The organism is Microvirga guangxiensis (genome assembly GCF_900102135.1).
GTDB classification, from domain to species: domain Bacteria; phylum Pseudomonadota; class Alphaproteobacteria; order Rhizobiales; family Beijerinckiaceae; genus Microvirga; species Microvirga guangxiensis.
On record NZ_FMVJ01000002.1, the window covers coordinates 174380 to 200980 of the forward strand.

The 26601-nt window shown below is 61.4% G+C and carries 26 protein-coding genes; 20 read left to right on the plus strand and 6 right to left on the minus strand.

Annotated elements, in window-relative coordinates; all coding sequences use genetic code 11:
• Positions 1-95: 95 nt before the first annotated feature.
• The 16 genes from BLP10_RS00865 (at position 96) to BLP10_RS00945 (ending at position 17387) form a co-directional block, all read left to right on the plus strand.
• Positions 96-2459, plus strand: coding sequence for a xanthine dehydrogenase family protein molybdopterin-binding subunit (locus BLP10_RS00865; RefSeq protein WP_091128287.1), 2364 nt, complete (start codon positions 96-98; stop codon positions 2457-2459).
• Positions 2460-2471: 12 nt separating this feature from the next.
• Complete coding sequence (locus BLP10_RS00870) at positions 2472-3275, plus strand: FAD binding domain-containing protein (RefSeq protein WP_091128290.1); 804 nt, start codon at positions 2472-2474, stop codon at positions 3273-3275.
• A gap of 79 nt (positions 3276-3354) precedes the next feature.
• Positions 3355-4269 (plus strand): AAA family ATPase, encoded by a 915-nt coding sequence (locus BLP10_RS00875; protein ID WP_091128294.1) that lies wholly within the window; start codon positions 3355-3357, stop codon positions 4267-4269.
• Positions 4266-5486, plus strand: coding sequence for a vWA domain-containing protein (locus tag BLP10_RS00880; RefSeq protein WP_091128297.1), 1221 nt, complete (start codon positions 4266-4268; stop codon positions 5484-5486). The genes BLP10_RS00875 and BLP10_RS00880 overlap by 4 nt, the downstream gene beginning before the upstream one ends.
• 148 nt (positions 5487-5634) lie before the next feature.
• Positions 5635-5871: a hypothetical protein gene (locus BLP10_RS00885; RefSeq protein WP_091128300.1), complete on the plus strand. Its 237-nt coding sequence runs from the start codon at positions 5635-5637 to the stop codon at positions 5869-5871.
• Positions 5872-6032: 161 nt separating this feature from the next.
• Positions 6033-6434, plus strand: a complete 402-nt coding sequence (locus tag BLP10_RS00890; RefSeq protein WP_091129969.1) for an MAPEG family protein — start codon at positions 6033-6035, stop codon at positions 6432-6434.
• Between the two features lie 167 nt (positions 6435-6601).
• Positions 6602-6883, plus strand: coding sequence for a hypothetical protein (locus tag BLP10_RS00895; protein WP_091128303.1), 282 nt, complete (start codon positions 6602-6604; stop codon positions 6881-6883).
• Between the two features lie 1119 nt (positions 6884-8002).
• A complete protein-coding gene (locus tag BLP10_RS00905) occupies positions 8003-8206 on the plus strand; it encodes a hypothetical protein (RefSeq protein ID WP_091128311.1) in 204 nt (67 codons plus the stop codon).
• Positions 8207-8444: 238 nt separating this feature from the next.
• Complete coding sequence (locus BLP10_RS00910) at positions 8445-10427, plus strand: AMP-dependent synthetase/ligase (RefSeq protein ID WP_175493715.1); 1983 nt, start codon at positions 8445-8447, stop codon at positions 10425-10427.
• Positions 10424-11224: an ABC transporter ATP-binding protein gene (locus tag BLP10_RS00915; RefSeq protein ID WP_091128315.1), complete on the plus strand. Its 801-nt coding sequence runs from the start codon at positions 10424-10426 to the stop codon at positions 11222-11224. The genes BLP10_RS00910 and BLP10_RS00915 overlap by 4 nt, the downstream gene beginning before the upstream one ends.
• An 11-nt stretch (positions 11225-11235) precedes the next feature.
• On the plus strand, positions 11236-12192 hold the full coding sequence (locus BLP10_RS00920) for a branched-chain amino acid ABC transporter permease (protein ID WP_175493716.1): 957 nt from the start codon (positions 11236-11238) through the stop codon (positions 12190-12192).
• 12 nt (positions 12193-12204) lie between these two features.
• Positions 12205-13290, plus strand: a complete 1086-nt coding sequence (locus BLP10_RS00925; protein ID WP_091128319.1) for a branched-chain amino acid ABC transporter permease — start codon at positions 12205-12207, stop codon at positions 13288-13290.
• Positions 13291-13360: 70 nt separating this feature from the next.
• Complete coding sequence (locus tag BLP10_RS00930; RefSeq protein WP_091128320.1) at positions 13361-14683, plus strand: ABC transporter substrate-binding protein; 1323 nt, start codon at positions 13361-13363, stop codon at positions 14681-14683.
• A 60-nt stretch (positions 14684-14743) separates the two neighbouring features.
• Positions 14744-15580 carry an ABC transporter ATP-binding protein gene (locus BLP10_RS00935; RefSeq protein ID WP_091128323.1) on the plus strand — a complete coding sequence of 279 codons (837 nt, stop codon included), beginning with the start codon at positions 14744-14746 and terminating at the stop codon, positions 15578-15580.
• 113 nt (positions 15581-15693) lie between these two features.
• Entirely contained in the window at positions 15694-16092 is a 399-nt protein-coding gene (locus BLP10_RS00940; RefSeq protein ID WP_091128327.1) for a DUF805 domain-containing protein, read from the plus strand.
• A 62-nt stretch (positions 16093-16154) separates the two neighbouring features.
• Positions 16155-17387, plus strand: a complete 1233-nt coding sequence (locus tag BLP10_RS00945; protein ID WP_091128331.1) for a phenylacetate--CoA ligase family protein — start codon at positions 16155-16157, stop codon at positions 17385-17387.
• A gap of 358 nt (positions 17388-17745) precedes the next feature.
• Here BLP10_RS00945 and BLP10_RS00950 read toward each other — a convergent pair whose 3' ends face one another.
• From BLP10_RS00950 to BLP10_RS00960, 3 genes are all read right to left on the minus strand, one after another.
• Positions 17746-18519: an outer membrane protein gene (locus BLP10_RS00950; RefSeq protein ID WP_091128335.1), complete on the minus strand. Its 774-nt coding sequence runs from the start codon at positions 18517-18519 to the stop codon at positions 17746-17748.
• 315 nt (positions 18520-18834) lie between these two features.
• The gene (locus tag BLP10_RS00955) at positions 18835-19272 is read right to left on the minus strand and encodes a sigma factor-like helix-turn-helix DNA-binding protein (protein ID WP_091128339.1); all 438 of its coding nucleotides are present in this window, start codon (positions 19270-19272) and stop codon (positions 18835-18837) included.
• A gap of 95 nt (positions 19273-19367) precedes the next feature.
• Positions 19368-20078: a pentapeptide repeat-containing protein gene (locus tag BLP10_RS00960; RefSeq protein ID WP_175493717.1), complete on the minus strand. Its 711-nt coding sequence runs from the start codon at positions 20076-20078 to the stop codon at positions 19368-19370.
• Between the two features lie 237 nt (positions 20079-20315).
• Between BLP10_RS00960 and BLP10_RS00965 the strand changes: the two genes are divergently transcribed.
• The 4 genes from BLP10_RS00965 to BLP10_RS00980 all read left to right on the plus strand — a co-directional run bounded on the left by BLP10_RS00965 (position 20316) and on the right by BLP10_RS00980 (position 24382).
• Entirely contained in the window at positions 20316-20552 is a 237-nt protein-coding gene (locus BLP10_RS00965) for a hypothetical protein (protein WP_139165405.1), read from the plus strand.
• Between the two features lie 165 nt (positions 20553-20717).
• Entirely contained in the window at positions 20718-21398 is a 681-nt protein-coding gene (locus tag BLP10_RS00970) for a Crp/Fnr family transcriptional regulator (protein ID WP_091128349.1), read from the plus strand.
• Positions 21399-21546: 148 nt separating this feature from the next.
• Positions 21547-22581: a Fe(3+) ABC transporter substrate-binding protein gene (locus tag BLP10_RS00975; RefSeq protein WP_091128354.1), complete on the plus strand. Its 1035-nt coding sequence runs from the start codon at positions 21547-21549 to the stop codon at positions 22579-22581.
• 70 nt (positions 22582-22651) lie between these two features.
• Positions 22652-24382 carry an ABC transporter permease gene (locus BLP10_RS00980; RefSeq protein WP_244510339.1) on the plus strand — a complete coding sequence of 577 codons (1731 nt, stop codon included), beginning with the start codon at positions 22652-22654 and terminating at the stop codon, positions 24380-24382.
• 19 nt (positions 24383-24401) lie between these two features.
• On the opposite strand, the gene BLP10_RS00985 is transcribed toward BLP10_RS00980, so the two are convergent.
• The 3 genes from BLP10_RS00985 to BLP10_RS00995 form a co-directional block, all read right to left on the minus strand.
• Positions 24402-24992 carry a cysteine hydrolase family protein gene (locus BLP10_RS00985; RefSeq protein ID WP_091128356.1) on the minus strand — a complete coding sequence of 197 codons (591 nt, stop codon included), beginning with the start codon at positions 24990-24992 and terminating at the stop codon, positions 24402-24404.
• Between the two features lie 129 nt (positions 24993-25121).
• Entirely contained in the window at positions 25122-25802 is a 681-nt protein-coding gene (locus BLP10_RS00990) for a 3-oxoacid CoA-transferase subunit B (RefSeq protein WP_091128361.1), read from the minus strand.
• Complete coding sequence (locus tag BLP10_RS00995; RefSeq protein WP_091128367.1) at positions 25802-26512, minus strand: CoA transferase subunit A; 711 nt, start codon at positions 26510-26512, stop codon at positions 25802-25804. The genes BLP10_RS00990 and BLP10_RS00995 overlap by 1 nt, the downstream gene beginning before the upstream one ends.
• Between the last annotated feature and the right edge of the window lie 89 nt (positions 26513-26601).

A 26601-nucleotide genomic window follows, 5' to 3' on the forward strand; every position in this document is an offset into this window, starting at 1 on the left:
AGCCTCGAAACAGGCCTTATCTTCTCGGCTCCCTGTTCGAGGTTTTCGCTTCGCTTCAGCTCCGGTGAGGGCCAACGAAGACCAGGGAGGAATTCATGACCGCAACAGGGATCGGCGCGCCCGTTCGCCGCAAAGAGGATCAGCGTTTCGTCACCGGCCAGGGGCGTTATGTCGACGACTTCAATCGTCCTGGCCAGGCTTACGCCTACTTCCTTCGTTCGCCGCATGCCCATGCAACGATCCGATCAATCGATACCGGCCCTGCCGCGATCATGCCCGGCGTAATCGCCATCTTCACGGGTGACGATCTCGCGGCGGACAAGATCGGAGGCCTCATCTGCGGCTGGATGATCCATTCCAAGGACGGTTCCCCGATGAAGGCGGGACCGCATCCCGCCCTCGCGCAGGGCAAGGTGCGCTACGTGGGCGACCACGTGGCCGTGGTCATTGCCGAGACGCTGGCGCAGGCGAAGGACGCCGCGGAAGCCATCGTCGTCGACTACGACATGCTTCCCGCCATCGCCGACACCGCCCAGGCCACGAAGGCATCGGTCCAGGTGCATGAGGTCTCGCCCGACAACACCGTGTTCAACTGGCATCTCGGCAACAAGGACGAGACGGAAGCGGCTTTCGCGCGCGCCAAGCACGTGACGACGATCGATCTCGTCAACAACAGGCTGGTGCCCAACGCCCTCGAACCGCGCGCGGCTGTGGGCGAGTACGATCCCGGCACCGACAACTACACGCTCTACACCACAAGCCAGAACCCCCATGTCGCCCGCCTCGTGCTCTCGGCCTTCATCGGCGTCGCGCCCGAGCACAAGCTGCGCGTCATCGCGCCCGATGTGGGCGGCGGTTTCGGTTCAAAGATCTTCATTTATGCCGAGGAGACGGTCTGCGTCTGGGCGGCGAAGAAGGTGAAGCGCCCGGTGAAGTGGACCTCCGACCGCTCGGAAGCCTTCCTGTCCGACGCCCATGGCCGCGACCACGTTACTCATGCGGAGATGGCCACAGACGAGAACGGCAAGATCATCGGATTGCGGGTCCACACCATCGCCAATCTCGGTGCCTATCTCTCCACCTTCTCCTCTTCCGTGCCAACCTATCTCTACGCCCCTCTCCTGTCGGGGCAGTACGACATTCCGGCAATCTACTGCGAGGTGGACGGGGTCTATACCAACACGGCGCCCGTCGATGCATATCGCGGCGCAGGACGTCCCGAGGCGACCTTCGTGGTCGAGCGCCTCGTGGAGAAGGCTGCCCGAGAGCTTGGTCAGGATCCAGCGGAGTTTCGCCGCAAGAATTACATCACGCAGTTCCCGCATGCGACGCCGGTGATCATGACCTATGACACAGGCGATTATGCCGCCTCCCTCGACAAGGCGCTGGAGCTTGCAGACTACAAGAATTTCCAACAGCGCAAGCAGGACAGCGCGCTCCGTGGAAAGCTGCGCGGCATCGGCTTCTCGAGCTATATCGAGGCTTGCGGCATCGCGCCCTCGCAGGCGGTCGGGTCGCTGGGCGCCGGTGTGGGCTTGTGGGAATCCGCCGAGGTGCGCGTCAACCCGACAGGCTCCGTCGAGGTGCTCACAGGCTCGCACAGCCATGGCCAGGGCCACGAGACCACCTTCGCGCAGCTCGTCTCTGACCGGCTCGGAATTCCGATCGATCAGGTGAGCATCGTTCATGGCGACACCGACAAGGTGCAGTTCGGCATGGGCACCTACGGCTCGCGCTCCGGCGCCGTCGGCATGTCGGCCATAGCGAAAGCCATCGACAAGGTGATCGCCAAGGGCAAGAAGGTGGCGGCCCACGTACTCGAAGCGTCCGAAGGCGATATCGAGTTCAAGGACGGTCGCTTCGGCGTTGCCGGCACAGACCGTTCGCTCGCCTTCGGCGAGGTCGCCCTCCAAGCCTACATCGCCCACAAGTTCTCGGGCCAGGATCTGGAGCCGGGCCTGAAGGAGGGGGCGTTCTACGACCCCACCAACTTCACCTTCCCGGCAGGCGTCCATATCTGCGAGGTGGAGATCGATCCCGACACCGGCGTGACGAAGATCGAGCGCTGGACGGCGGTGGACGATTTCGGAGTGATCATCAACCCAATGATCGTCGAAGGTCAGGTTCATGGCGGCATCGCGCAGGGCGTCGGTCAGGCGCTTCTCGAAGGCGCCGTCTACGATCAGAGCGGACAGCTCATCACCGCCAGCTTCAACGATTACTGCATGCCGCGCGCCATCGACCTGCCGTCGTTCCAGGTCGGCATGACGGTAACGCCCTGCCCTTCGAACCCGCTCGGCATCAAGGGCTGCGGCGAGGCGGGAGCAATTGCCGCCCCACCCGCCGTCATCAACGCAATCACCGATGCCCTCGGCCACGAGGACATCGCAATGCCGGCAACGCCGCAGGCCGTCTGGCGGGCGGCTCAGAAGGCAAACATGCCCATGGCGGCGGAATAAGGGAGGACGGACATGTACGCTTTCGAATACCACCGCCCCACGAGCGTCAAGGAGGCTGCAAGCCTCGCCGGACAGGCCGAGGACATGAAGTTCCTCGCCGGTGGGCACACGCTGCTGCCGACCATGAAACTGAGGCTCGCAGGCCCCGCGAACCTGATCGACCTCGGCCAGATCGCCGAGCTTCGGGGGATCGAGCGAGCCGGTGATGCGCTCACGATCGGCGCCATGATGAAACACGGCGAGGTGGCGAACTCCGCCGAGGTGAAACAGGCTGTTCCGGCTCTCGCCGAGATGGCCGAACTCATCGGCGATCCGCACGTGCGCAACCGCGGCACCATCGGCGGCTCGATTGCCAATAATGACCCCTCTGCGGATTATCCGGCGGCCTGTCTTGCCTTGAACGCGACCATCGTCACCAATCAGCGGAAGATTGCCGCGGACGACTTCTTCCAGGGCATCTTCACGACGGCTCTGGAAGAGGGAGAGATCATCACCCACGTCTCGTTCCCGATCCCGTCTCAGGCCGCCTATGCCAAATTCCGCAACCCGGCCTCGCGCTATGCGCTCGTCGGCGTCTTCGTGGCCAAGCACGCGGATGGCGTACGCGTCGCCGTGACCGGCGCGGGCTCGAACGGCGTATTCAGGGTTCAGGAGATGGAGCAGGCGCTGAGCGCGAACTTCACGCCGGATGCTCTCAACGGCATCGTCGTGGCGGAGGATGAGATGAACAGCGACATCCATGCGGATGCCGCCTATCGCGCCCACCTCGTCGGCGTCATGGCCCGTCGCGCCGTGGAAGCGGCAACGCGTGCCTGAACGCGCCTGTTGAAGCGACATCAAAGCCAATGCCCGGGCCAGAGCCCGGGCATCATGTCCTTATGGAGCAGCAAAGCCCGTGGCCGACCAACCCGGTTCCATCGACGATACGCTGGCACTTCTGAAAGGCACGGGCTATGTGGCGGACCGGCCGCTTGCGACCGTGCTCTTCCTGGCGCTCAGGCTCGGACGCCCGCTCTTTCTCGAAGGCGAGGCCGGCGTCGGAAAAACCGAAATCGCGAAAGTGCTATCGTCGGCGCTTGGGCGGCGTCTCATCCGCCTGCAATGCTACGAGGGTCTCGACGTCGCCTCGGCGGTCTACGAGTGGAACTATGCCGGTCAGATGATGGCCATTCGCCTTGCCGAAGCCGGTGGAACGGTGGACCGGGACACGCTCGAAAGCGACCTGTTCTCGGAACGCTATTTGGTGAAGCGGCCGCTTCTGCAGGCGCTCGAGCCCGATACCGCCGGAGCGCCGGTTCTTCTCATCGACGAACTCGACCGCACTGACGAAGCCTTCGAGGCCTTTCTGCTGGAGGTGCTCTCCGACTTCCAGGTCACGATTCCGGAACTGGGTACGATCAAGGCTGATCACCCGCCCATCGTGATCATCACCTCGAACCGCACGCGCGAGATTCACGACGCGCTCAAGCGCCGCTGCCTTTATCACTGGGTGGATTATCCGGATGCGGAACGGGAGCTCGCGATCCTGGCAAGCCGCGTGCCGGGCGCACCGGCGCGCCTGTCGCAAGAGATCGTCGCATTCGTCCAGGCCATTCGCAAGGAAGACCTGTTCAAGGCGCCCGGCGTCGCTGAAACCCTCGACTGGGCCTCCGCGCTGGTGGAGCTCGACGCGGTGGCTCTCGATCCCGCGCTGGTCTCGGATACGCTCGGCGTTCTCCTGAAGTACCAGGACGACATCCAGAAGATGCAGGGCAGCCGGACGAAAGAGATGCTCGACCGGATCCTGGATGCGGTGAGGATCGTCGAGTGACCGAGGCCGTCGCTCCGCAAGGTGAAGGCCGCCTTGCGGACAACATCGCCTATTTCGCCCGGGCTTTGCGGGCGGCCGGCCTGCCGGTCGGGCCCGGCGCGGTTCTCGATGCCATCGAAGCGGTTGCGGCTGCGCGGGTCGGCACGCGCGAGGATTTCTATTGGACCCTTCACGCGGTTTTCGTGAAGCGGCACGAGCACAGCACTCTCTTCGACCAGGCCTTCAGGATCTTCTGGCGGCGGCGCGCGCTGATCGAGAAGCTGATCGCCCAGATGTCGCCTATCGCTCCCGGAGGAGCGAAGGAAGAGAAGAAGCCACAGGCGGGAGCCCTGCGCGTTGCCGAGGCTCTTGCCACTCCCCGGCAGGAGAAGCCGGAGCCGGTCGAGAAAACGGAATTCTCCGCCCGCCTCACCGTTTCGGATCGCGAAGTCCTGAAGACCAGGGATTTCGCTCAGATGACGGCCTCCGAAATCGCATTGTCCAAGCGCCTGATCGCCGAGATGTCCCTGCCGGACGACGAGGTGATCACGCGCCGCTTCCTTGCCGATGCAAGGGGCCGGCGGATCGATCCGCGCCGCACCTTCCGGCGATCCCTGCGCGGCGGCGGGGCAGTCATCGATCTGGCATACCGCTCTCATGCGGTGCGGCATGCGCCCGTGGTGGCGCTCATGGACATCTCAGGTTCCATGGCCGACTACTCCCGGCTTTTCCTGCATTTCCTTCACGCCATCGCGGAGAAGCGGCGGCGTGTGCATTCGTTCGTCTTTGCAACCCGCCTGACCAATATCAGCCGCGAGCTGACGAGCCGCGATCCGGACGAGGCGCTCGCGCGCGCCTCGAAGCGCGTGCAGGATTGGGAAGGCGGAACGCGGATCGCCCACGCCCTGCACGAATTCAACCGGCATTGGTCCCGCCGCGTGCTGGGCCAGGGCGCCATCGTTCTTCTCTTCACGGACGGCCTCGAGCGGGAGGTGACGCCGGAACTGACATTCGAGATGGACCGGCTCAAGCGGTCCTGCCGACGCCTGATCTGGCTGAATCCGCTTCTTCGGTTCGACGCTTTCGAAGCCCGTGCTTCAGGCATCCGGGCGATGCTGCCGCACGTGGATGAATTCCGCCCCATCCACAATCTGGCGTCGATGACGGAGCTTTGCCGGGCATTGTCCGGCGAGCCCAGCACGAAATCCAATCCCCGGCATTGGCTGCGGGCATCCTGAGGCTCGAACACGGCTTGGACGACGGACGCCAGGCACTGGCGATCCGGCGAGACGTCAAGGATGGAACCGCCTCGCTGCGCCACGAATTGCCTTTGGGACGCGGCAATGAAGCCGCCGCGATGAAGCGCCCTTTTGAGGAGTTCGCCCAATGCCCGGCCGCACCCAGGATGGTCAACAGCCCGAGGCCCTACGCTCCCTGAAATCCGCGACGAAGGCAGGAAGCCAGAAGCCGCCGGAGCAGGGTCTCGAAGCACGCGGCGACACCGCTCCGATCCCTGCGCCTTTGGAGCAGGAACAGGACGCCGCCGCGAAGGTTCTCCGGGAAGGGGTTGCGAAGAATCCGAAAGGGATGGAAGACGCCGCCCGGAAAGCTCCCAAGCGGTAGTTTCCAGCCCGGCTTCTTAGCTTCTCGATAAACCGGCAGAAACAGCGCCTCGTACTCGCTTCAGGAATCGATCGATCATCGATGGGTAGGGTCGCTGGATTGTCAGGTTTATTGTCCGCGCCATATTGCCTGTTCCTGATCGAACCTGCTTGGCGCTTTTCATGACAACTGAACTCACCCTTCTGGGCTGGACCCTCGTGCTCGCTCTCGTGCAGATCCTGCTGCCGGCTACGTTGCGAACCGGCGAGACCGGGGTGGATTACAACGCCAGCGCCAGGGATCAGGAGGGACCGCCCGTCGGCAAGCTCACGGGTCGCCTGCAGAGGGCTCAACGGAATCTCTTCGAGACGTTACCGCTCTTTGCAGCAGCGGTTTTGATCGCACATGTCGCTGGACGGAACGGCGCCCTCACGTGGTGGGGCGCTAACCTCTATTTCTGGGCCCGGATCATCTACGTGCCGCTCTATGCACTCGGCATTCCCTATATCCGCTCCCTGGTGTGGCTCGTCTCGTTGCTCGGGGTCATCCTGCTCCTCGTAGCGGTTCTTCTGCCTGGGGTTTGAGTCGAGCGGACGAAACCCGATAAAAACGTAACAAAACAGCATTCAGGCTGAGTCGCACCCACTTTCAAACAACTATGGCCTCGGCGAGATCGGTGTTAATGAAGCTGGGCTGTCGAACGCGTTCGTGTCGGTCGGCAACCGGTTGCAGAATATCCGATGGGTTCGACATGCTGCGTGTCTCGATTGTTTCGTTCCTGGTTCTCACATCGAGCGTCGGCGCGTTGGCGCAGAGTGATCAATGCTATCCGCGCATGGGCACCGTATCGTCGCAATACGAGGGACAATGTCCCAACTCTGAGGTGAAGTGGGTCATCTTCGAGAATGATCTCGGTGCATTCGGGCGCAATTGCCGCGACGAGCCGTGGAGCTACAGCAGAACCGAGCGGGCCTATTACAACCACAAGAGCCAGACCACGCTTCCCATGAGGGATTGCTCGCGCCTGCGGTAAGCAGCTGTCTCAATTTGCGATGCAGAATTCTCCGCCGGGGCTCGGCTGATAACCGGCTGGGCAGCCAATCCTTGCCCTGACCCAATCCTTCCTCGGGGCCAGAACGCAATAGGTGCCGTCGGAAGTGCTGACGTAATCGGCGGGGCAGGCTCCCCTGTTCCGCACGGAATCGGGAATGTTGACAAGGCAGAAAGCGCCGCTGGGACGCGTATTGGGCGGGCATTCGTTGCGGGGAACCCGCGTCTGTGCCTCGGCCGGCACGAGGGAACATCCGATCATGCCTGCAAGTATCAAAAGAAAGCGCATCCTGCCGCCCCATTCATCTCCACTTTGGGAGGATTGCCGTGTCTCTAGCACAGCTTGGCAGCGCGCGCATTCCCTTACGTCACGCCCATAGTGGAGAGACAGGCTTCATCCGAAGATCAGCATGACCGAGATCAGGGCGCCTAGTGCAAGGACCCCTGCCGCGAAGCCTAAAATGGTCAGAATGCTGTTTCGTGTCTCCGGATCCATCAGGTGTCCTTCCTATCGATTGCCTCTCCGTAGAACGTCCTGACCTGGAGCACACCCTTGCCCTGCGACAAAAAGACTTCGTCGCTACCGATGCTCCAGAATTTAAGATCAAACTCTGAATTCACAAGCATTCCCATTCATAGGAAGATTTACGAAGCGAAGCTCGGCAATAAGTTACGTGATATTACTTACTTCTTCCGGATGAGAAGTTCAGTTACACGCCACATCATTGGTTCCAACGATTCACGACAAATAACCGACCAATTTTCAAAAAGTCACTGCTGTGCATGGGGGCTTGCACGGCACGAGCCGCGTCATCGGATCAGATCCGGACGCGGCTTTTCTTTTGGCCGAGGCCGCAATCGACCCGACACCTTCCGCGTCAGGCTGCGCCGTTAACATCAATCTATGTTAATGCACCGGCTGCGCAATTACGTTCCCATGACTGTGTGCTGGATCAGGACTTCGACCTGCTTTGGAACGGGCGTTTGTCATCGTTTTGCCGCAGCCATCAGCCTTCATCCGGCGCGCACGGATTGACCTGCGTCGCAATAGCCTCGCTTCGCTCGTTCGTGCTGATGCATCTCGAAGATCGTGGAGGCGCTGATGCAGAACATGTTCCACATCGGCCAACTTGTCAGGTTCGCCCACCCGTCAGCAGGTTCCGCGGACCATCGGATCTATTGCGTCGTCTGCCTGGTTGACCAGGATCATGGCGAACGGCTCTACCGCATCAAGAACACGGTTGGCATCGAGCGGTTGGTCAAAGGCGACGAGATCGAGCCTGCCGCTCTCACGGCTGTGCCATAAGCGCTGAATCAGGCCTGTGCCCCTGCCCCGAAAGCGGTCGGCGGGATATTAGCCCATGGTATGGGTGAGCCGCCCTTGCCGATGCCGGAGGGGCACGACAGAATACCTCCCATAAAGCTCGCAAGAGCATCCGGCGACAGACCGGCAAGAACAGCGCGGCACCTCAAACCGCCGCGCCAGAGGAAACGAGGCCAACCCGCATGCTTGAAACCATGCGGTGTCCAGGGAGGAGACGTCGGTGACGGCGGCTGCGGACTCGCGCGAAGATACGTTCCCTAAATTGCTGGCGCGGAATGCACGCATCCGCCCTGCCCGCACCGCGTTCCGCCACAAGGATCTCGGCATCTGGCAATCCTGGACGTGGAAGGAAGTCCACGACATCGTCCGCGCCTATGCGGCGGGCCTTGAGGCGCTCGGCCTCAAACGCGGCAGCAAGATCGCCGTCATCGGCTATAACCGCCCCTATCTCTATTGGACCATCACCGCCGCCCAATGGCTCGGCGCGATCCCCATTCCGGTTTATGCGGATTCCGTCGCCGAAGAGATGGCCTATGTGCTCAGCCATGCCGAGGTGACTCACGCTGCGGTTCAGGATCAGGAGCAGGTGGACAAGCTTCTCACCGTCTCCGACCAGCTCCCGAAGCTGGAGCATGTGCTCTACGACGAAGAGAAGGGCCTGCGGGACTACGACCATAGCCGCCTGCACTCCATCGCTTCCGTTGTCGAGGAAGGACGCGCGCGACTGGCGGATGGGGGAGAGGCCGCGAAGATCGAGAACGAATTGCAGACCGGCAAGGGCTCCGATCTCGCGATTATTCTCTATACATCCGGCACGACGGGACGCCCGAAAGGCGTCATGCTCACCTCCGACGCGGTGATCGCGGCCGCGCGGATCGGCTGCGACTTCGACAATCTCAACGAGAGCGACGAAATCATGGCCTACCTGCCCATCGCATGGGTGGGCGATCACATCTTCTCCTATGCACAGGCCTTCCTTGCAGGACTGTGTGTGAACTGCCCCGAGAGTCCCGAGACCGTCGCCGAAGATCGGCGGGAGGTCGGCGCGACTTACATCTTCGCCCCGCCGCGCGTGTTCGAGAGCATTCTCACGCTCACCATGGTGCGTATCGAAGATGCGAGCGCGCTGAAGCGGCGCATGTTCCACTACTTCATCAAGCACGCCAACAAGGTGGGCGAGAAGATCCTCAACAAGGAGCCCGGCGTCGGCGCGTGGGACCGCCTGCTCTGGCAGATTGGCAACGTGCTCGTCTACGCGCCCCTGCGCAACCGCTTCGGCATGACGCGCGTGAAGGTGGGATACACCGCGGGCGAGGCCATCGGCCCCGAGATCTTCCGCTTCTACCGTTCCATCGGCGTCAACCTGAAACAGCTCTACGGCCAGACGGAGGCCTCCGTCTACATCACCATGCAGCCGGACGGCGAGATCCGCGCGGATACCGTGGGCCGCCCTGCCCCCGAAGTAGAGATCCGCATCGCTGAGAACGGCGAGGTGCTCTACCGCTCGCCCGGCGTTTTCATCGGCTATTACAAGGACGACGAGAAGACCGCCGAAACAAAGACGCCGGACGGCTTCGTGCATTCGGGCGATGCGGGTTTCTTCGACGCCAATGGGCATCTGAAGATCATCGACCGTGCCAAGGACGTAGGCAAGATGCGCGACGGTGCGCTCTTCCCGCCGAAATATGTCGAGAACAAGCTGAAGTTCTATCCCAACATCAAAGAGGCGGTCTGCTTCGGCGACGGGCGGGATTACGTCTCCACCTTCATCAACATCGACCTCGTGGCCGTGAGCAACTGGGCCGAGCGCAACGGCGTCACCTACGCTTCCTATCAGGAGCTTGCAGGCCACCCCCGCGTGTATGAGATGATCGAGAAGCACGTGGACGAGGTGAACCGCTCGCTTGCATCCGAGCCGCTCATGGGCGGTGCGCAGATCAAGCGCTTCCTCATCCTGCACAAGGAACTCGACGCCGACGACGGCGAGCTGACCCGAACCCAGAAGGTGCGCCGCGGCTTCATCGCCGAGCGTTACGCGCCGCTGATCGAGGCGCTCTACGACGGTTCGCCCGAGGCCGACATTTCCACGGAAGTCACCTTCGAAGACGGGCGCAAAGGCGTGATCTCCGCTCGCGTGAAGATCAGGGACATGAAGCTCTATCCCATTGATAAGACTACTCTCATCCCGGAGGCCGCCGAATGAGAGCGCCCGATCATCCCGTCATGTCGAAAGGCGACGTGCTGCTCGCCGTCGAGAACGTCTCGCTGGGCTTCGGCGGCGTGAAGGCGCTGACCGACGTATCCTTCGACATCCGCAAGAGCGAAATCCGCGCCATCATCGGCCCGAACGGCGCTGGGAAGACCTCGATGCTCAACTGCATCAACGGCTTCTATTATCCGACGGAAGGCCGCATCACCTTCAAAGGCGTCAAGCGCCCGAAGATGCGCCCCTATGAGGCCGCCCGCGGCGGCATCGCCCGCACCTTCCAGAACGTCGCGCTCTTCAAGAGCATGTCGACGCTGGACAACATCATGGCGGGCCGCTCCATCAGGATGAACTCCAGCTTCTTCTGGCAGCTCTTCCGCCACGGCCCGGCCATGAAGGAAGAAGTGGAGCACCGGAAGTTCGTGGAGGAGATCATCGACTTCCTCGAAATCCAGCACATTCGAAAGACTCCCGTGGGCCGCCTGCCCTACGGCTTGCAGAAGCGGGTGGAGCTCGGCCGCGCGCTCGCCATGGAGCCGGACCTGCTGCTCCTCGATGAACCGATGGCCGGCATGAACCTCGAGGAGAAGGAGGACATGTCCCGCTTCATCCTGGAAGTGAACCAGCAATACGGCACCACCATCGCGCTGATCGAGCACGACATGGGCGTGGTGATGGACCTCTCGGACCGCGTGGTGGTGCTGGAATACGGCCGCAAGATCGCCGACGGCACGCCCGATGAAGTGAAGCGCGACCAGCGCGTGATCGACGCCTATCTCGGCGTGGCGCATTGAGGGGCTGATCGATGGACATTCTCTACAAGGTCTTCGTCGAGCCGTTCCTTTTCATGGGCGAAGCGCCGGACCTTCTCATTCAGACCCTCTGGGAAGGCCTCGTCTCCGGGGTGCTCTATGCGCTCATTGCGCTGGGCTTCGTGCTGATCTTCAAGGCCTCGGGCGTGTTCAACTTCGCGCAAGGCATTATGGTCGTGTTCGCGGCCCTGATCCTCGTCGGCCTTTACGAGAAAGGCGTTCCCGCTTTCTTGGCGCTGATCCTCGCCGCCGTCGCGATGCTGGTCCTCGCCATCGTTGTGGAGCGTGTGGTGCTGCGCCCCCTTGTGAACCAGCCCGACATCATCCTCTTCATGGCCACCTTCGGCCTTACCTATTTCCTCATCGGCTTCGGCGAGCTGATCTTCGGCGGCAATCCGCGCGAGATGATCACGGATGCGCTTCTCCTGCCGCAGGGCACGACGGAGCTCGACGCCTTCGGCGGCTCCATCCGCCTGCAGCATCTCGATATCGCCGCGGCCATTATCGCGTCCATCATGATCGGCATCCTCGCGGTGTTCTTCTCCAAGACGCGCATCGGACGCGCCTTGCGCGCGGTGGCGGACAGCCACAAGGCCGCGCTCTCGGTCGGCATCTCGCTCAACCAGATCTGGGTGATCGTGTGGTTCGCCGCGGGCCTCGTCGCCCTCGTGGCGGGCATCATGTGGGGCGCGCGCTCGGGCGTATCCTTTTCGCTCCAGATCATCGCCCTGAAAGCTCTGCCCGTCCTCATTCTCGGCGGCTTCACCTCGATTCCAGGCGCGATCATCGGCGGGCTCATCATCGGCGTGGGCGAGAAGCTCGGCGAGTTCTATTGGGGCCCGCTGGTCGGCGGCGGCATCGAGACCTGGCTTGCTTATGTCATCGCCCTCCTCTTCCTGCTCTACAGGCCGCAGGGCTTGTTCGGCGAGAAGATCATCGAACGGATTTAAGGGAGTTCTGACGTGCTCTACCGCGAAGCCGGTCAATTCAAGACGAATTACGTCAGCGATTCCGCGATCTTTCCTTTGCGCCAGGACAGGATCGGCCTCGGCCTCATCATCCTGGCCGCCTATGCGCTCGCCTTCCTGGGCAACAGCTTCCTGCTGCAAGCGGTGATGATCCCGTTTCTGGTGTTCTCGCTCGCCTCCATCGGGCTCAACATCCTCACTGGCTATACCGGCCTTCTGTCGCTGGGAACCGGCGCGTTCATGGGTGTGGGCGCATATGCCTGCTACAAGCTGATGACGGCCTTTCCGGATGTGAACGTGATCATCTGGATCTTCGTGTCCGGCTTCTTCTCCGCCGCCATCGGCGCCTTGTTCGGCCTGCCCTCGCTTCGCATCAAGGGCTTCTACCTCGCCGTGGCAACGCTTGCCGCGCAGTTCTTCCTGCAATGGTGCTTCATCCGTATTCCGTGGCTCGTGAACTACAACGTCTCAGGCGCTCTCGACGCGCCTTTGCGCACCCTCTTCGGCATTCCGATCATGGGGCCGAACGCCACGCCGCAGACGCGCTACCTGCTGGTGCTCACCATCGTCATCGTGCTCACCTGGCTTGCCTCCAACCTCGTCCACGGCCGCATCGGGCGCATGTGGATCGCGATCCGCGACATGGATCTCGCGGCGGAGCTCATGGGCATCCGCCCGTTGCAGACCAAGCTCCTGGCCTTTGCCGTCTCGTCCTATTACTGCGGCGTTGCGGGCGCGCTTCTCGTGTTCATGTGGTACGGCGGCGCGGAATACGACGTGTTCAACATCAACCAGTCCTTCTTCATCCTCTTCATGGTGATCATCGGCGGATTGGGCAGCCTCATCGGTTCGTTCTTCGGCGCGGCCCTCATCTTCATCCTGCCCATCGTTCTCGGCATCGTCCTGCCGGCGGTCCTGTCGCCCTTCGGAATCTCGGTCGGGTCCGACGTCATCGAACACCTGCGCTTCATGATCGTGGGCGCGCTCATCATCTTTTTCCTGATCGTGGAACCGCACGGCCTCGCGCGGCTCTGGCAGATCGGCAAGCAGAAGCTCCTGGTCTGGCCGTTCCCCTACTGACGGCTGGCTCAAAGGAGACGGGAACTCAACAAAACCGGCTCAGCCGGACCAACAACGGGAGGAAACGAGAATGTCGTTTCGCAAAATGAGCCTCGGACTGGCCGCCGCAACCATGCTCGCCGGCACAGCACTGCCTGCCTTCGCGCAGGATTCCATCTACGTCCCCCTCTTCACCTACCGCACAGGCGCTTTCGCGGGCTCCGGCACCTACATTGCCGACGGCATGCACGACTACCTGCAGATGCTGAACCAGCGCGACGGCGGCATCGGCGGCGTGAAGCTCGTCATCGAGGAATGCGAGACCGGCTACGACACCAAGAAGGGCGTCGAGTGCTATGAGGCGGTGAAGGGCAAGAACCCGGTCATGGTCAACCCCTGGTCCACCGGCATCACCCTGCCGCTGATTCCGCGCGCCTCCGTGGACAAGATCCCGATCCTCTCCATGGCCTACGGCCTCTCGGCTTCCGCGCGTGGCGACATCTTCCCCTGGGTTTTCAATCCGCCGGCCACCTATTGGGACGGCCTGTCGATGATCATCAAGTACATCGGCGAGAAGGAAGGCGGCCTTGAAAAGCTGAAGGGCAAGAAAATCGGCTTCATCCATCTCGATGCGGCCTTCGGCAAGGAACCGATCCCGCTGCTGCAGGAACTGTCGAAGGAAATCGGCTTCGAGGTGGCGCTCTATCCCGTCGCCGCGCAGGACATGCAGAACCAGTCCTCCCAGTGGCTCAGCGCCCGCCGCGACCGCCCCGATTACATGATCATGTGGGGCTGGGGCACCATGAACGGCGCAGCCGTGAAGGAAGCGGTGCGCTCCGGCTATCCGATGGACAAGTTCTATTCCGTGTGGTGGCCGAGCGAGGACGACGCGAAGAGCGGCGGCGCAGGCGCCAAGGGCTTCAAGATGCTCAACTGGCATGCGGTGGGAACCAACTTCCCGGCGCTCCAGGACATTCAGAAGCACGTGGTGGAGAAGGGACTTTCCAAGTCTCCGAAGGAAAAGGTCGGCGAGCTTCTCTACAATCGCGGCGTCTATAACTCGCTGCTGATCGCGGAAGGCATCGCGCAGGCGCAGAAGATCACGGGCAAGAAGGCCGTCACCGGCGAGGATGTGCGCCGCGGCATCGAGAACATCAAGCTCGATCCGGCACGCCTGAAGGAGCTCGGCCTCGAGGGCTTTACGGAAACCCTTACCCTCAGCTGCTCCGATCATAACGGCCATCGTCCCGCCTTCATGCAGGAATGGGACGGCACGAAATGGGTGAAGATCTCTGACCCCATCGAGCCGATGACCGACCGGGTGAAGGCCCAGCTCGACGCCGCGGCGAAGGACTATGCCGAGAAGAACGCCGGCTGGCCCAAGCGCACGGAAGCCTGCGACAAGGCAAGCTGAGGCAAGTGAGCTGCAAACCCTCTCCCCTTCGGGGGAGAGGGACAACAGAGGAAACAACTCATGAGCAGCGCCGTTCAGATGCAGCCCGCATCTGCCGAAACCGTTCTGACCGTCAACAACATCGAGGTGGTCTACGACCACGTGATCCTCGTGCTGAAAGGCGTGTCGCTCACCGTGCCGAAGGGCGGGATCGTCGCGCTCCTCGGCGCGAACGGCGCGGGCAAGACGACGACGCTGAAGGCCATCTCCAACCTTCTGCACGCCGAGCGCGGCGAAGTGACGAAGGGCTCCATCGAATTCAAGGGAGAGCGCGTCGACAAGCTCTCGCCCAACGAGCTGGTGCGGCGCGGCTGCATTCAGGTGCTCGAAGGCCGTCATTGCTTCGGCCACCTCACCATCGAGGAAAACCTCCTGACCGGCGCTTTCACGCGCAAGGATGGCAATGCCGCCATCAAGCGCGACCTGGAGGCGATCTACGAGTATTTCCCGCGCCTGAAACAGCGGCGCACCTCCATGGCGGGCTACACCTCCGGCGGCGAGCAACAGATGTGCGCCATCGGCCGCGCCATGATGTCGAAGCCTTCCATGATCCTGCTCGACGAACCGTCGATGGGCCTGGCCCCGCAGATCGTGGAAGAGATCTTCGAGATCGTTCGCATCCTCAATTCAAGCGAAGGCGTTTCCTTCCTGCTCGCGGAGCAGAACACCAACATGGCGCTGAAATACGCCACCTATGGATACATTCTCGAAACGGGCCGCGTGGTGATGGACGGCCCGGCGCAGGCCCTGCGCGAGAACGAGGACGTGAAGGAATTTTACCTCGGCGTCTCGGAGGGAGACCGCAAATCGTTCCGCGCCGTTAAGAGCTACAAGCGCCGCAAGCGCTGGTTGGCTTGAAAACAACGGAAAGCCTTTCCGCCTTGCTTGACGGTACAGCAACCTCTTCATAGCGTCCCTGGTCCTGTGAGCAGAGACTCACAGGACTTATCTTGAATTCTGGGGCTTCGAAAATGGACTTTGGTCAATCGGTCTCAACTTGCCTATCCAAGTACGCTACATTCTCGGGGCGTGCATCGCGCTCTGAATATTGGTGGTTTGCGCTCTTCACGATCCTCATCTCTATCGTCGCACAGATCCTGGATGCTCTTCTGGCTGTGTCTATTGGAATTGTGGGACTGGACATGATCGCCACGTTCGGTCTGCTGATCCCGAGCATCGCGGTCGCCACACGTCGTTTGCATGACATCGACCGCTCGGGCTGGTGGCAGCTGCTCCTATTCGTTCCGCTGGTTGGCTGGATCGTCCTGCTCGTCTGGTACTGCACCCGCGGAAATGTTGGACCGAACCGGTTCGGTGCCGATCCTCTATCGGCTCCTGCAACGCGGGCGGGCATCCAGCCTGCCGCCTGATCAACACCGTCGAAGCGCGGTTCGCCACTGATGATCAACAATTTGGAGCTCTTTTAAAGCCGATGACTGACCATCACGATCATCTCGAGACGCGCAACCCGGCGGAACGGGAGGCTGATCTCTTTCACCGCCTTCCGGACATCCTTCGTAAAGCCTTGGACGCTCCGGCCTATGCGGAGCGGTTCAAGGGCTTCGACCCGGCGAGCATCACGAGCCGCGAGGCGCTGGCCGCGCTACCCATCCTGCGTAAAAGCGAACTCTCCACATTGCAGAAAGCCGCCCTGCCCTTCGGCGGCTTCATTGCCGACGCTCCGGGCTCGTTCGGACGCCTTTTCACCTCGCCCGGCCCGATCTTCGAGGCAGAGCCTGCATCGACTGATCCCTGGCGCTCGGCGCGCGGGCTTTTCGCTGCGGGGTTTCGCCGGGGCGACATCGTCCTCAACACCTTCGGCTATCATCTGACGCCGGGCGGCTTCATCATGGATTCCGGCGCACGCGCGCTCGGCTGTGCGGTCATCCCCGCAGGACCCGGCAACACCGAGCAGCAGCTCGAGCTGATCGAGGCTTACCGCCCGCGGGCTTTTTGCGGCACGCCGGATTTCCTGAAGATCCTGCTCGATGCGGCTGCCGCAGCGGGGCGGGATGCATCGTCCATCAAACGTGCCCTCGTTTCCGGCGCGGCCTTTCCGAAGTCGCTGCAGGAGGAGTTTCAGTCCCGAGGCATCGATGCATATCAAGCCTATGCAACCGCCGATCTGGGGTTCATCGCCTATGAGACCTCGGCTCGCGAGGGGCTGGTGGTGAATGAGGACATCATCGTGGAGATCGTCCGCCCAGGCACGGGTGATCCTGTGGCCGAGGGCGAGGTCGGCGAGATCGTGGTGACAACCCTTGACCCGCACCATCCCTTCATCCGTCTGGCCCTCGGCGATCTCACAGCCGCAATGCCCGGGCTGAGCCCCTGCGGGCGCACCAACATGCGCATCAAAGGGTGGATGGGGCGCGCCGATCAGGCCACCAAGGTGAAGGGCATGTTCGTCCGTCCGGAACAGGTCGCGGAAATCGGCCGACGGCATCCGGAACTCGGCCGCCTCCGCCTGAGCGTCGAGCGGGAAGACGAAACCGACAAGATGACGCTCCTAGCCGAATGTGCGGCGGTATCGGGGGATCTTGCCGCAGCCGTCACGGCTACGCTGCAATCCGTCACTAAGCTCAAGGGCACGGTTGCCCTCGTTGAGCCCGGAACTTTGCCAAACGACGGCAAAGTCATTGCTGATGAGCGAAGCTACGGCTGAGAAGTCTCAGCTTGCCTGGACTCCGGCGCTAAAGACTTGATTTAGAAAAAGAAAAGAGCGCCTTGAGGGCGCTCTGAGGTGTCCGGCCGTAGGGGCAAAAAGGACCGGAGATGCTTGAAAACGCGCATCCGGCCTCTTGGTTCCAAAATTTTTTGAAAAAATTTTGCCTCCCCCTTCGCCCTATTCAGGTCACGTTTGAACGGTTTAGCAGTGAACTTCCCGTGGGGGCAAACCCGGGCCGAGGCCGCGATCAGGTTCCCGTTAGTGGACCGGTCGCGGCCGACCACTCCATCGCAGGATCTCCCAACAAAAAGGGCCCAGGATTTCTCCCGGGCCCAGTCGTTGGGAGGATGGATGATCAGTATGTACCGAACTTGAAGTTCAACTTGGCGCGGGCCACGAAGAACTCGTTGTCGTCGTTGCCGATATCCGGGGCAAAGACGTTGGTTGCCACTCCGCCCACAGGCGTGAACGTACCGACAAACCCGCCATTGTTGTCGTCATCGCTATCGAAGTTCAGCCACAGGCCTTCAAGACCGAAGGTGACTGCGGACGACCCGAACAGGCCGGTCGGCAGCGCCCACTCGACACCGCCGCCGACAACCCAACCGGTATTGTCATCAGCATAGGCAAGACCGCCGGTGGCGTAGATCAGCACGCGATCGAAGGCCACACCGGCGCGGGCACGCACGGTGCCGAACCAATCGGACAGGTTGTTGTCGAACGTGCCAGGGACGAAGACGCCGGGGGTTGCAGCCGGGAGGAAGGCCACATCCACATTCTGATCAGTGTCGGCCCACTGGATGTCGGTCTCGAGACCGATGACAAAGGAGCCGATCTGGTAGTTGTAGCCGATCTGCGCGCCGCCGGTGAAGCCACCGTCGCTGTTGTTGTCAAAGATCAGCGTGCCTGGCACCGCTCCGCCGAGAACCACGGATTCCCGATCATCGCTACGCCAGCCCCAGCCGGCATTCACACCAGCATAGAAGCCCGTCCACGTGAAGATCGGAGCTGCTGCGATAATCGGAGCGGGAGGCGCTGCGCGGGCCGGAAGGTCCGCGGCTGTAGCACTGGCTGCAACAAGTGTAACACTTGCAACCCCTGCAAGAAGGCTTAGTACGCACTTTCTCATAACCGTAACCCCTAGTGTGAGGATCCACGGCAAAAACTTCGCTCTTTCGACAAGAAAAAGCTATTGCAAACAAGCAACAGCCATCTACTAGCGCTCAGATTGCTAATAATCAAAAGTGGTACTACTTTTGTATATCCACTCTACTACAGGTATATATTCAAATACAGAAGAAAGTTGCAATAGATTAAATTGACTTTACTTTTTTTACATGCCGTAATGACCCTGTTTTCGGGTACTAACCGAAGGCGAGGAGACAACTATCCACCCTGCCCTCCGGGCAGGGTTTTTTCTGGCCTGTCATAGGCCTTGCTCGCGCTAAAGGTCTCCGAGGCTCAGCTGCGCCTGATTGCGCGGCTTCTGAGGCTGACGTTTTGGAGCAGGAGCCCCTGCGCTCCGAACGGGGCGCTTTCGCTCTGCAGCAGCGCTCATCCTCGCCTTCGCCTTGTCCCGCGCGACCGCCTCCGGCGAGTTGGGATCGTCATCGAGCCACTTACCGCGTTTGATGACCTCGTTGACCCGGCCCTGATTGACTCCGAGTTCGAAGGCGATTTCCTGCTGGGTCATCTCCGTCGTGGCATGAAGCTCGAGAATGCGCCGGGCCAATTCGGGCGTCATCTTGCGCCCGGTGATGCGGCGTGCCGGCGCCACGGAACGCTTGCCCTTATCCCTCTCACGCAACTTCTGCAGGATCGCGAGGGCCATGTTCATGCCCTGCTCTCGAAGCGCATCCTCGAATTCCTTGAGCGTCGTCACTTAGGCCTACTCCCGAGATTTCTGGTGGTTCGGGCCGTCGTATCTCAAGGAATCCAACGGTTAAGCTGGCACTTTTGTTTCAGCCGGCAGGCGCCTCAATCCTCTTCGCTGCTGCAAGGCCAAGTCTTGGGAGCTGTCAGGCCCGAAGGAAGCTTGGTTTGCGCATCGCCGCAGGCCATGTCGATTTGCGCCTGCGTAAGCCCCTTCGCGGAGGTCAAATCGGCTCCGCCCAGTTGGGTGAGGTAGAGATAGGCTCCGGCCATGTTGACGTCCTGCAGCACTGCTCCCTGAAGCTGCGCGCGGGAGAGGTTCGAGTGGTTGAAATCGACGCCCGCGAGCTTCGTCTGCTGAAAGATCACGCGTGCGAGCTCGGCTTTCCCCATATCGGCGCGCTCCAGGTTCGCACCGCTGAAATCCGATCGGTTCAGCTCCGCCTTCTGGAAGTTGGCTCCGGAAGCCTTCGCCTTTGCGAAGTTCGAACGGTTCATGTCCGCCGAACTGAAATTGGTTTCGACTAGTAGAGCCTCGGAAAAATTCGCCCGCCATCCGAGCGCCTTGGTGAAATTCGCCTTTGTCAGATCGGCCTTTTCGAAACGCGTCCTGCTGATCTCGGTCTCGCTGAGATTGGCTCCCATCATCTTCGAACCGCCGAAATCGCTCAATGTCAGAAGGGAGCGCTGGAAATTCGTGCCGGCGAGATCCTCGCCGGTCAGCATGATCCGCGCCTTCGAGCATCCCGACCAATCGGCTCCCGGTCCCGGCGCGTCCTGGCATTTCGCTTCGGCGACGTTGACATAAGCCGCCATGATCAGCCCTGCTCCCGCGAGCAGACTGCATCCTTTGCCGAACGCCCAGGCACTCCCATTCAAGCGGTCAGGCACAACAATCTCCTCTCTTGGGCTCGCAGGATCCTCGAAACTCTCTCTAAAGGTAGGTCTTTGCATGCTCCATTTGGAGGTCCGATCTTAGGAATTTTAAGGCGTCGGCGACTCGACTTCACATTCTTATGGCCTAGCTTTAGCGGAAAATCGGAGAGTGATCGCATGCATCGGATAATGATCGTTTCCCTTCTCGGACTAGCAGGTCTGGCTCTCGCCGGATGTTCGACTTCGGCTACGCCCGAAGGCGTGCTGCCGCGAACCGATCTTCCCCCGCCGCCTTCCATCGGCCGCAGCCAGCGGGACCGCGCAACCACTTCATCGGTCGGTGCGCAGCCGCAGCGCCGCGGCCTGAGCGTACCGAGCACGCTCGTGCCGCCGCGCCCTGCCCCGCGCTCCTGACGATCCCCGGCTTCTGCCTCGGCGCAGATGTTCAAAGCCCCCGAACGGGGGCTTTTTTCATTTGATGGCGCAGGAAATTCAGCAGAGTGCGCCAAAGCACAGGTATCGCTCTTGCGAAGGGTAATGTTACGTATATGACCTAGCGGAATGATTTGAGGGGGCTTCATGTCTTGGCTCTATTCACTGACCTGGATCGATGCACTGGGGTGGCTGGGCGCCACTCTCACCATCACCGGCAGCGCGATGCGCACGATCATCCCTCTGCGCTGCATAGGGATCGCGGCCAATAGCGTCGGGCTCACTTATGCCGTGGTCATGAATCTCTATCCCAGCATGACCGTCAATCTGATCCTCCTGCCCCTCAACTCGATGCGGCTCTATCAGATGATCCGCCTGATCCGTCAGGTGAGGCAGGCCTCCAAGAGCGACCTCTCGATGGAATGGCTCAAACCGTTCATGACACGCCGCAAGGTGGAGGCAGGCGAAGTGCTGTTTGCACGGGGCGATAGCGCCAATTGCATGTTCTATACTCTCTCGGGCCGCTACCGCTTGAAGGAGCTGAATATCGAACTGCTGCAGGGGCAGGTGGTCGGCGAGATGGGCTTCATGTCCCCCGACAACAAGCGGACCCAGACCCTGGAGTGCCTGGAGAGCGGGGAGATACTGAACATCTCCTATGACGAAGTGCGCCAGCTCTATTTCCAGAACCCCGAGTTCGGCTTCTACTTCCTCAGGCTCACCAGCGAGCGGCTGTTCAAGAACATGGAGAGAATGGAAGCGGAAATCGAGCGGCTGAAAAGGGATGCTGCGGAAGCCGCCCCTCTCAAGCAGATGGCTTCAGCTTAGAACTCCTCAAATCAGCACCCAGTTTAGAACTCTTATAAGTTATTGTTTTAATTAAGTTTTTTCTTGACCCGACATGGCGACCGTGGTTTTTCCGGCGCAACCGGGGTGCATCGTTGCGATGACCCGAATTGTGGGTGAGGAAAACTTCATGAACCTGACGATGAAATTCGCTCGCGGCCTGCTTGTCGGTGCGGCTGCTATAGGCACTCTGGCCGGTTCGGCGCAGGCCGCCGATCAGGCGTTGAACATCTACACCACCCGCGAGCCGGGTCTGATCAAGCCGGTTCTCGATGAGTTCACCAAAGAGACCGGCATCAAGGTCAACACGATTTTCATCAATAACGGCCTCGAGGAGCGCGTTCGCACCGAAGGCGAGAACAGCCCGGCGGACATCATCCTCACCGTCGACATCGGCCGCCTGGCAGCCGCCAAGGATTACGGCGTCACCCAGCCTCTAAAATCCGAAGTGCTCGAGAAGGTGATCCCCGCCGCCTATCGCGATCCGGAAGGCCACTGGTTCGGCATCGCTCTGCGCGGCCGCGTGGTCTACGCCTCCAAGGAGCGCGTGAAGCAGGACAAGATCACCTATGAAGAGCTTGCCGATCCCAAGTGGAAGGGCAAGGTCTGCATTCGCTCCGGCCAGCATCTCTACAACGTCAGCCTCATCGCCGCCGCCATCGCTCACATGGGCGAAGCCAAGGCCGAGGAATGGCTGAAGGGCGTGAAGGCCAATCTCGCCAAGAAGCCTTCGGGCGGCGACCGCGAGCAGGCCAAGGACATCCTCGCCGGTGTCTGCGACATCGCCATTGGCAACACTTACTACGTCTCGCTCATGCGCAACGGCAAGGACGAGGAACAGAAGAAGTGGGGCGAGGCGATCAACGTGATCCTCCCAACCTTCGAAGGCGGCGGTACGCACGTGAACGTTTCGGGCCTTGCCCTTGCCAAGAATGCGCCGAACAAGGCGAATGCCGTGAAGTTCATGGAGTTCATGGTCTCCGACGACTCGCAGCGCATTCACGCCGAAGCCAATTCCGAGTATCCGGTCAAGGCCGGCATCAAGATCCACCCGACGATTGCTTCGTTCGGCGAACTCAAGGCCGACAACGTGTCGATTGCGGAGATCGCCAAGCTTCGCAAGAAGGCCAGCGAATTGGTCGACAAGGTCGGCTTCGATCAGTAATCCATAGAGCAGTCCTTAGAGCTGCTCTCTTGATAGGAGGCGCTGCCGGCAACGGCAGCGCCGTTTCACGTTGAAAGCGACCGCAGAAGTTCAGAACCTTTTTCGCGCCATTCCCTTCGGGGCGATAAACCGCATTCCCTGGTGGCTCTCCGCCGCAGTGGTTGCGGTGGGACTTCTCGTGCTCATGCCGGTTGCGGCGCTGACCGGAATAGCCGCACAAGGCGATGCGGAGATCTGGCCGCATCTGATCCGGAACGTCCTGCCATCGAGCATCGTGGACACGCTTGCGTTGCTTGCGGGCATCGCAGTCGTCGCAGGCTCCATGGGCATCACGTCCGCCTGGCTCGTCACCGCTCACCGCTTTCCAGGCCGCAACATCCTCGTGTGGCTTTTGCCTCTCCCCCTCGCCGTGCCGACCTACATCACGGCCTATATCTACGTGGAGATTTTCGACTCCGCCGGCCTCGTTCAGATGGCTATGCGGGATGTCATGGGCTGGACGTCGCGCAGCGATTACTGGTTTCCCGAGATCCGTTCTCTCTACGGCTGCATCCTCGTGATGTCCGCCGTCCTCTATCCCTATGTTTATATCGCGGCGCGGGCGATGTTCCTGACGCAGAGCGCGAGCATGCTTGAAGTGGCCAGGGTTCTCGGCGCGGGTCGCTTCAAGCTCTTCACCGTCATCGCTCTTCCCCTCGCTCGCCCTGCCCTGGCCGTGGGCCTGTCGCTCGCCTTGCTCGAAGCGTTGAACGATATCGGCGCGAGCGAGTATCTCGGCGTGCGTACTCTCACCGTCGCCGTCTACAACACGTGGCTCAACCGCGGCAGCCTCCCAGGCGCGGCGCAAATCGCCTGCGTGATGCTTGCCTTCGTCGTCGCGCTCATCCTGATCGAACGTTATGGCCGCAAGGATCGCCGCTATGCCACATCGGCCAAACGTTCGCGCGTGGTGCATCCGGCGCCCCTCTTCGGCGGGCGGGCATGGATCGCCGCCATGCTGTGCAGCGTTCCGGTTTTCCTCGGCTTCATCCTGCCTTGCGCATTCCTGATCCGTGAGATCCTGCGCGGAAGCCTGTTCGAGCAGTTCGATGCGGAGTTTCTCGAACACCTTCTGACAACGCTGGGTTTGTCGATCACGGCGACCCTCGCAGTTCTGGCGGTGGCGACATTGCTCGTCTCCGCGGCACGCATCGCCAAGTCACCGCTCACGCGAAGCACCCTGTTCATCGCGGGCCTGGGCTATGCGATCCCTGGCACGGTCCTCGCCCTCGGACTCATGACGCCGCTGGTCACGATCGACGGTCTGATCGGCACGATCTGGCGCTATCTCACCGGCGAACGTCTGGGCCTGCTTCTCATGGGCACGGCAACCGCCATCATCATCGCTTATGTGCTGCGGTTCCTGTCGATTGCGACCGGTTCGCTCTCCGCAGGTCTCGACCGGGTCTCGCCGAGTCTCGAGGATGCGGCGCGTACCCTGGGCTCATCCCGCAAGGACATGGTCTGGCGCATCCAGATCCCGCTCATGCGCCCTGCGCTCGCGAGCGCAGCCCTGCTGATCTTCGTGGATTGCATCAAGGAGTTGCCCGCGACCCTGCTGCTACGCCCCCTGAACACGGAAACCCTCGCCACGCAGGTCTATACTTACGCCTCGCGCGGACGCTTCGAGGACGGCTCTCTTGCCGCGCTCGTCATTGTGCTGATCGGCCTTGTCCCCGTGATTCAACTCGTGCGCAGCGCCGAGACGCGGCTGCGGAGGCCGGAGCGCCCGGATTCGCCATCGAGCAGCCCGAGCCTGTGAAAGGCACTCTCTCGACCCTTCAGGAAGGCCATTGCGCCAGCACGGCTTCGCTGCTGACGGTCTCGACCTGATAGCTGTATCGCTTGGTATAGAGCGTGAGCAGTGAATCGTGACCCTCGTCGGAGGAGCTGCAGACGCCATCGGACACGATCACGACACGCAGTCCCAGATCGACGGCACCGAGCACGGTGGCGAGAACGCACATGTCGGTTTCGGAGCCGGTGACCAGCAAGGTGTCGATCCCGCGTTCGCTCACGAGATCGCGCAGCTTGTGACCGGCGAAGGCCGAATAGACCGGTTTGTCCAGCATGGTAGCAGGCGGCACGAGCCGCTGCAGCGGCGGCATCAGCTCCAGAAGCCGCGGATCGAGATGCTCGCGCGTGACCTCGCGCCAGCGCTCATAATAGATGCGCCATGCGCCCGGCATGTCCTCGGGCCGGTAAGGCGGAATGAATCGGGTAAAGACCGTGCGGTCCGGCGCCTGCTCGGCAATCTGCGCCACGGTCGGCAGGACACGCTCCATCCAGGGGGTCGGCCACGGCCCTTCGGAGGAGAAGAGGCGCTGCATGTCGATGCACAGGTGAAGCGTGTTGGGGCCGAAAGGAATCATGTTCGCTGATCGAATGGGAATGATGTGAGGCAAACGGAACGGCCCTGCCCCGGTTCCCTCCGACAGCAATCAGGCCCCGGGGAGCTCCCGAGGCCTGCTGAAGTGTCACATTCGTTTTGGGCCGTCGGCTCAGGCCGCGTTTGACTGCTTGCCGTTCAGGTCCACCTTGAACTCGGCTTCCGTCTTCGCCTTGATTTCGTCCACCGTCACGCCGTCGGCAAGCTCGATCAGCGTCATGCCGCTGCCGCCCTTCTTGTCGATGGAGAACACGCCGAGATCCGTGATCACGAGATCAACGACGCCCGCGCCCGTGAGCGGCAGGGAGCAGGCCTTGAGGAGCTTCGGCTCTTCCGAACCGTCCTTGGCCCGAGCCACATGCTCCATGACCACGACCACGCGCTTCACGCCGGCTACAAGGTCCATGGCGCCGCCCATGCCCTTCACCATCTTGCCGGGGATCATCCAGTTGGCGAGATCCCCATTGCTCGCCACCTGCATGGCGCCGAGGATCGACAGGTCGATATGGCCGCCGCGGATCATCCCGAAGGAGTCCGAGCTGGAGAAATAGCTCGTGGTGGGAAGTTCGGTGATCGTCTGCTTGCCCGCATTGATCAGGTCGGCGTCTTCCTCTCCCTCGAACGGGAAAGGACCCATGCCGAGCATGCCGTTTTCCGACTGGAGCTGCACGTGCATTCCGGACGGAATGTAGTTCGACACCAGTGTCGGAATGCCGATGCCGAGATTCACGTAATAGCCGTCGCGCAGCTCCTTGGCGGCGCGGGCCGCCATCTGTTCACGGGTCCATGCCATCAGACTGTCTCCTCGCGCTTGCGGGTGGTGCGCTGCTCGATGTGTTTGACCGGGTTCGACACATGCACCATGCGTTTCACGAAAATACCGGGCGTGTGGATGCAGTCGGGGTCGATCTCGCCGGCAGGTACCAGATGCTCGACCTCGGCAATCGTCAGACGCGATGCGGTCGCCATCATCGGATTGAAGTTGCGGGCGGTCTTGCGGTAGACGAGGTTGCCCTCCGTATCGCCCTTCCAGGCGTGAACGACGGAGATGTCGGCAAAGAGGCCGGTTTCCATGACGTATTTCTCGCCATTGAACTCACGCACTTCCTTGCCTTCGGCGATCAGGGTGCCCACGCCGGTCTTGGTATAGAAGGCGGGAATGCCCGCACCGCCGGCGCGGATGCGCTCGGCGAGCGTCCCCTGCGGGTTGAACTCAAGCTCCAGTTCGCCGGACAGGTACTGTTGGGCGAAGAGCTTGTTCTCGCCCACATAGGAACTGATCATCTTGCGGATCTGGCGGGTCTCGAGCAGGCGGCCAAGCCCCACCCCATCGACGCCAGCATTGTTGGAAATAAACGTGAGGTCCTTTGCCCCCGAATCACGGATCGCCTCGATCAGGGTCTCGGGAATGCCGCACAGGCCGAAGCCTCCGGCCATGATCGTCATCCCGTCCTTCACGATACCAGCCAGCGCGGCTTGCGCGTCGCTGTAAACCTTATTCATCAACAATTCCTCCTAGGGCTCAACCTGCCCTTCAAGGCCCTCATGCAATCGGGTCGCACCCTGCAACTTGGCCTCAATTTAGACAATCC

Excerpts from the sequence above, each read along its gene's own strand:
- BLP10_RS00865 (WP_091128287.1), top strand. The coding sequence starts at position 96 with ATGACCGCAACAGGGATCGGCGCGCCCGTTCGCCGCAAAGAGGATCAG.
- BLP10_RS00870 (WP_091128290.1), top strand. The coding sequence starts at position 2,472 with ATGTACGCTTTCGAATACCACCGCCCCACGAGCGTCAAGGAGGCTGCA.
- BLP10_RS00885 (WP_091128300.1), top strand. The coding sequence starts at position 5,635 with ATGCCCGGCCGCACCCAGGATGGTCAACAGCCCGAGGCCCTACGCTCC.
- BLP10_RS00890 (WP_091129969.1), top strand. The coding sequence starts at position 6,033 with ATGACAACTGAACTCACCCTTCTGGGCTGGACCCTCGTGCTCGCTCTC.
- BLP10_RS00895 (WP_091128303.1), top strand. The coding sequence starts at position 6,602 with ATGCTGCGTGTCTCGATTGTTTCGTTCCTGGTTCTCACATCGAGCGTC.
- BLP10_RS00905 (WP_091128311.1), top strand. The coding sequence starts at position 8,003 with ATGCAGAACATGTTCCACATCGGCCAACTTGTCAGGTTCGCCCACCCG.
- BLP10_RS00915 (WP_091128315.1), top strand. The coding sequence starts at position 10,424 with ATGAGAGCGCCCGATCATCCCGTCATGTCGAAAGGCGACGTGCTGCTC.
- BLP10_RS00920 (WP_175493716.1), top strand. The coding sequence starts at position 11,236 with ATGGACATTCTCTACAAGGTCTTCGTCGAGCCGTTCCTTTTCATGGGC.
- BLP10_RS00930 (WP_091128320.1), top strand. The coding sequence starts at position 13,361 with ATGTCGTTTCGCAAAATGAGCCTCGGACTGGCCGCCGCAACCATGCTC.
- BLP10_RS00935 (WP_091128323.1), top strand. The coding sequence starts at position 14,744 with ATGAGCAGCGCCGTTCAGATGCAGCCCGCATCTGCCGAAACCGTTCTG.
- BLP10_RS00940 (WP_091128327.1), top strand. The coding sequence starts at position 15,694 with ATGGACTTTGGTCAATCGGTCTCAACTTGCCTATCCAAGTACGCTACA.
- BLP10_RS00945 (WP_091128331.1), top strand. The coding sequence starts at position 16,155 with ATGACTGACCATCACGATCATCTCGAGACGCGCAACCCGGCGGAACGG.
- BLP10_RS00950 (WP_091128335.1), bottom strand. The coding sequence starts at position 18,519 with ATGAGAAAGTGCGTACTAAGCCTTCTTGCAGGGGTTGCAAGTGTTACA.
- BLP10_RS00960 (WP_175493717.1), bottom strand. The coding sequence starts at position 20,078 with ATGGCGGCTTATGTCAACGTCGCCGAAGCGAAATGCCAGGACGCGCCG.
- BLP10_RS00965 (WP_139165405.1), top strand. The coding sequence starts at position 20,316 with ATGCATCGGATAATGATCGTTTCCCTTCTCGGACTAGCAGGTCTGGCT.
- BLP10_RS00970 (WP_091128349.1), top strand. The coding sequence starts at position 20,718 with ATGTCTTGGCTCTATTCACTGACCTGGATCGATGCACTGGGGTGGCTG.
- BLP10_RS00975 (WP_091128354.1), top strand. The coding sequence starts at position 21,547 with ATGAACCTGACGATGAAATTCGCTCGCGGCCTGCTTGTCGGTGCGGCT.
- BLP10_RS00985 (WP_091128356.1), bottom strand. The coding sequence starts at position 24,992 with ATGATTCCTTTCGGCCCCAACACGCTTCACCTGTGCATCGACATGCAG.
- BLP10_RS00990 (WP_091128361.1), bottom strand. The coding sequence starts at position 25,802 with ATGGCATGGACCCGTGAACAGATGGCGGCCCGCGCCGCCAAGGAGCTG.
- BLP10_RS00995 (WP_091128367.1), bottom strand. The coding sequence starts at position 26,512 with ATGAATAAGGTTTACAGCGACGCGCAAGCCGCGCTGGCTGGTATCGTG.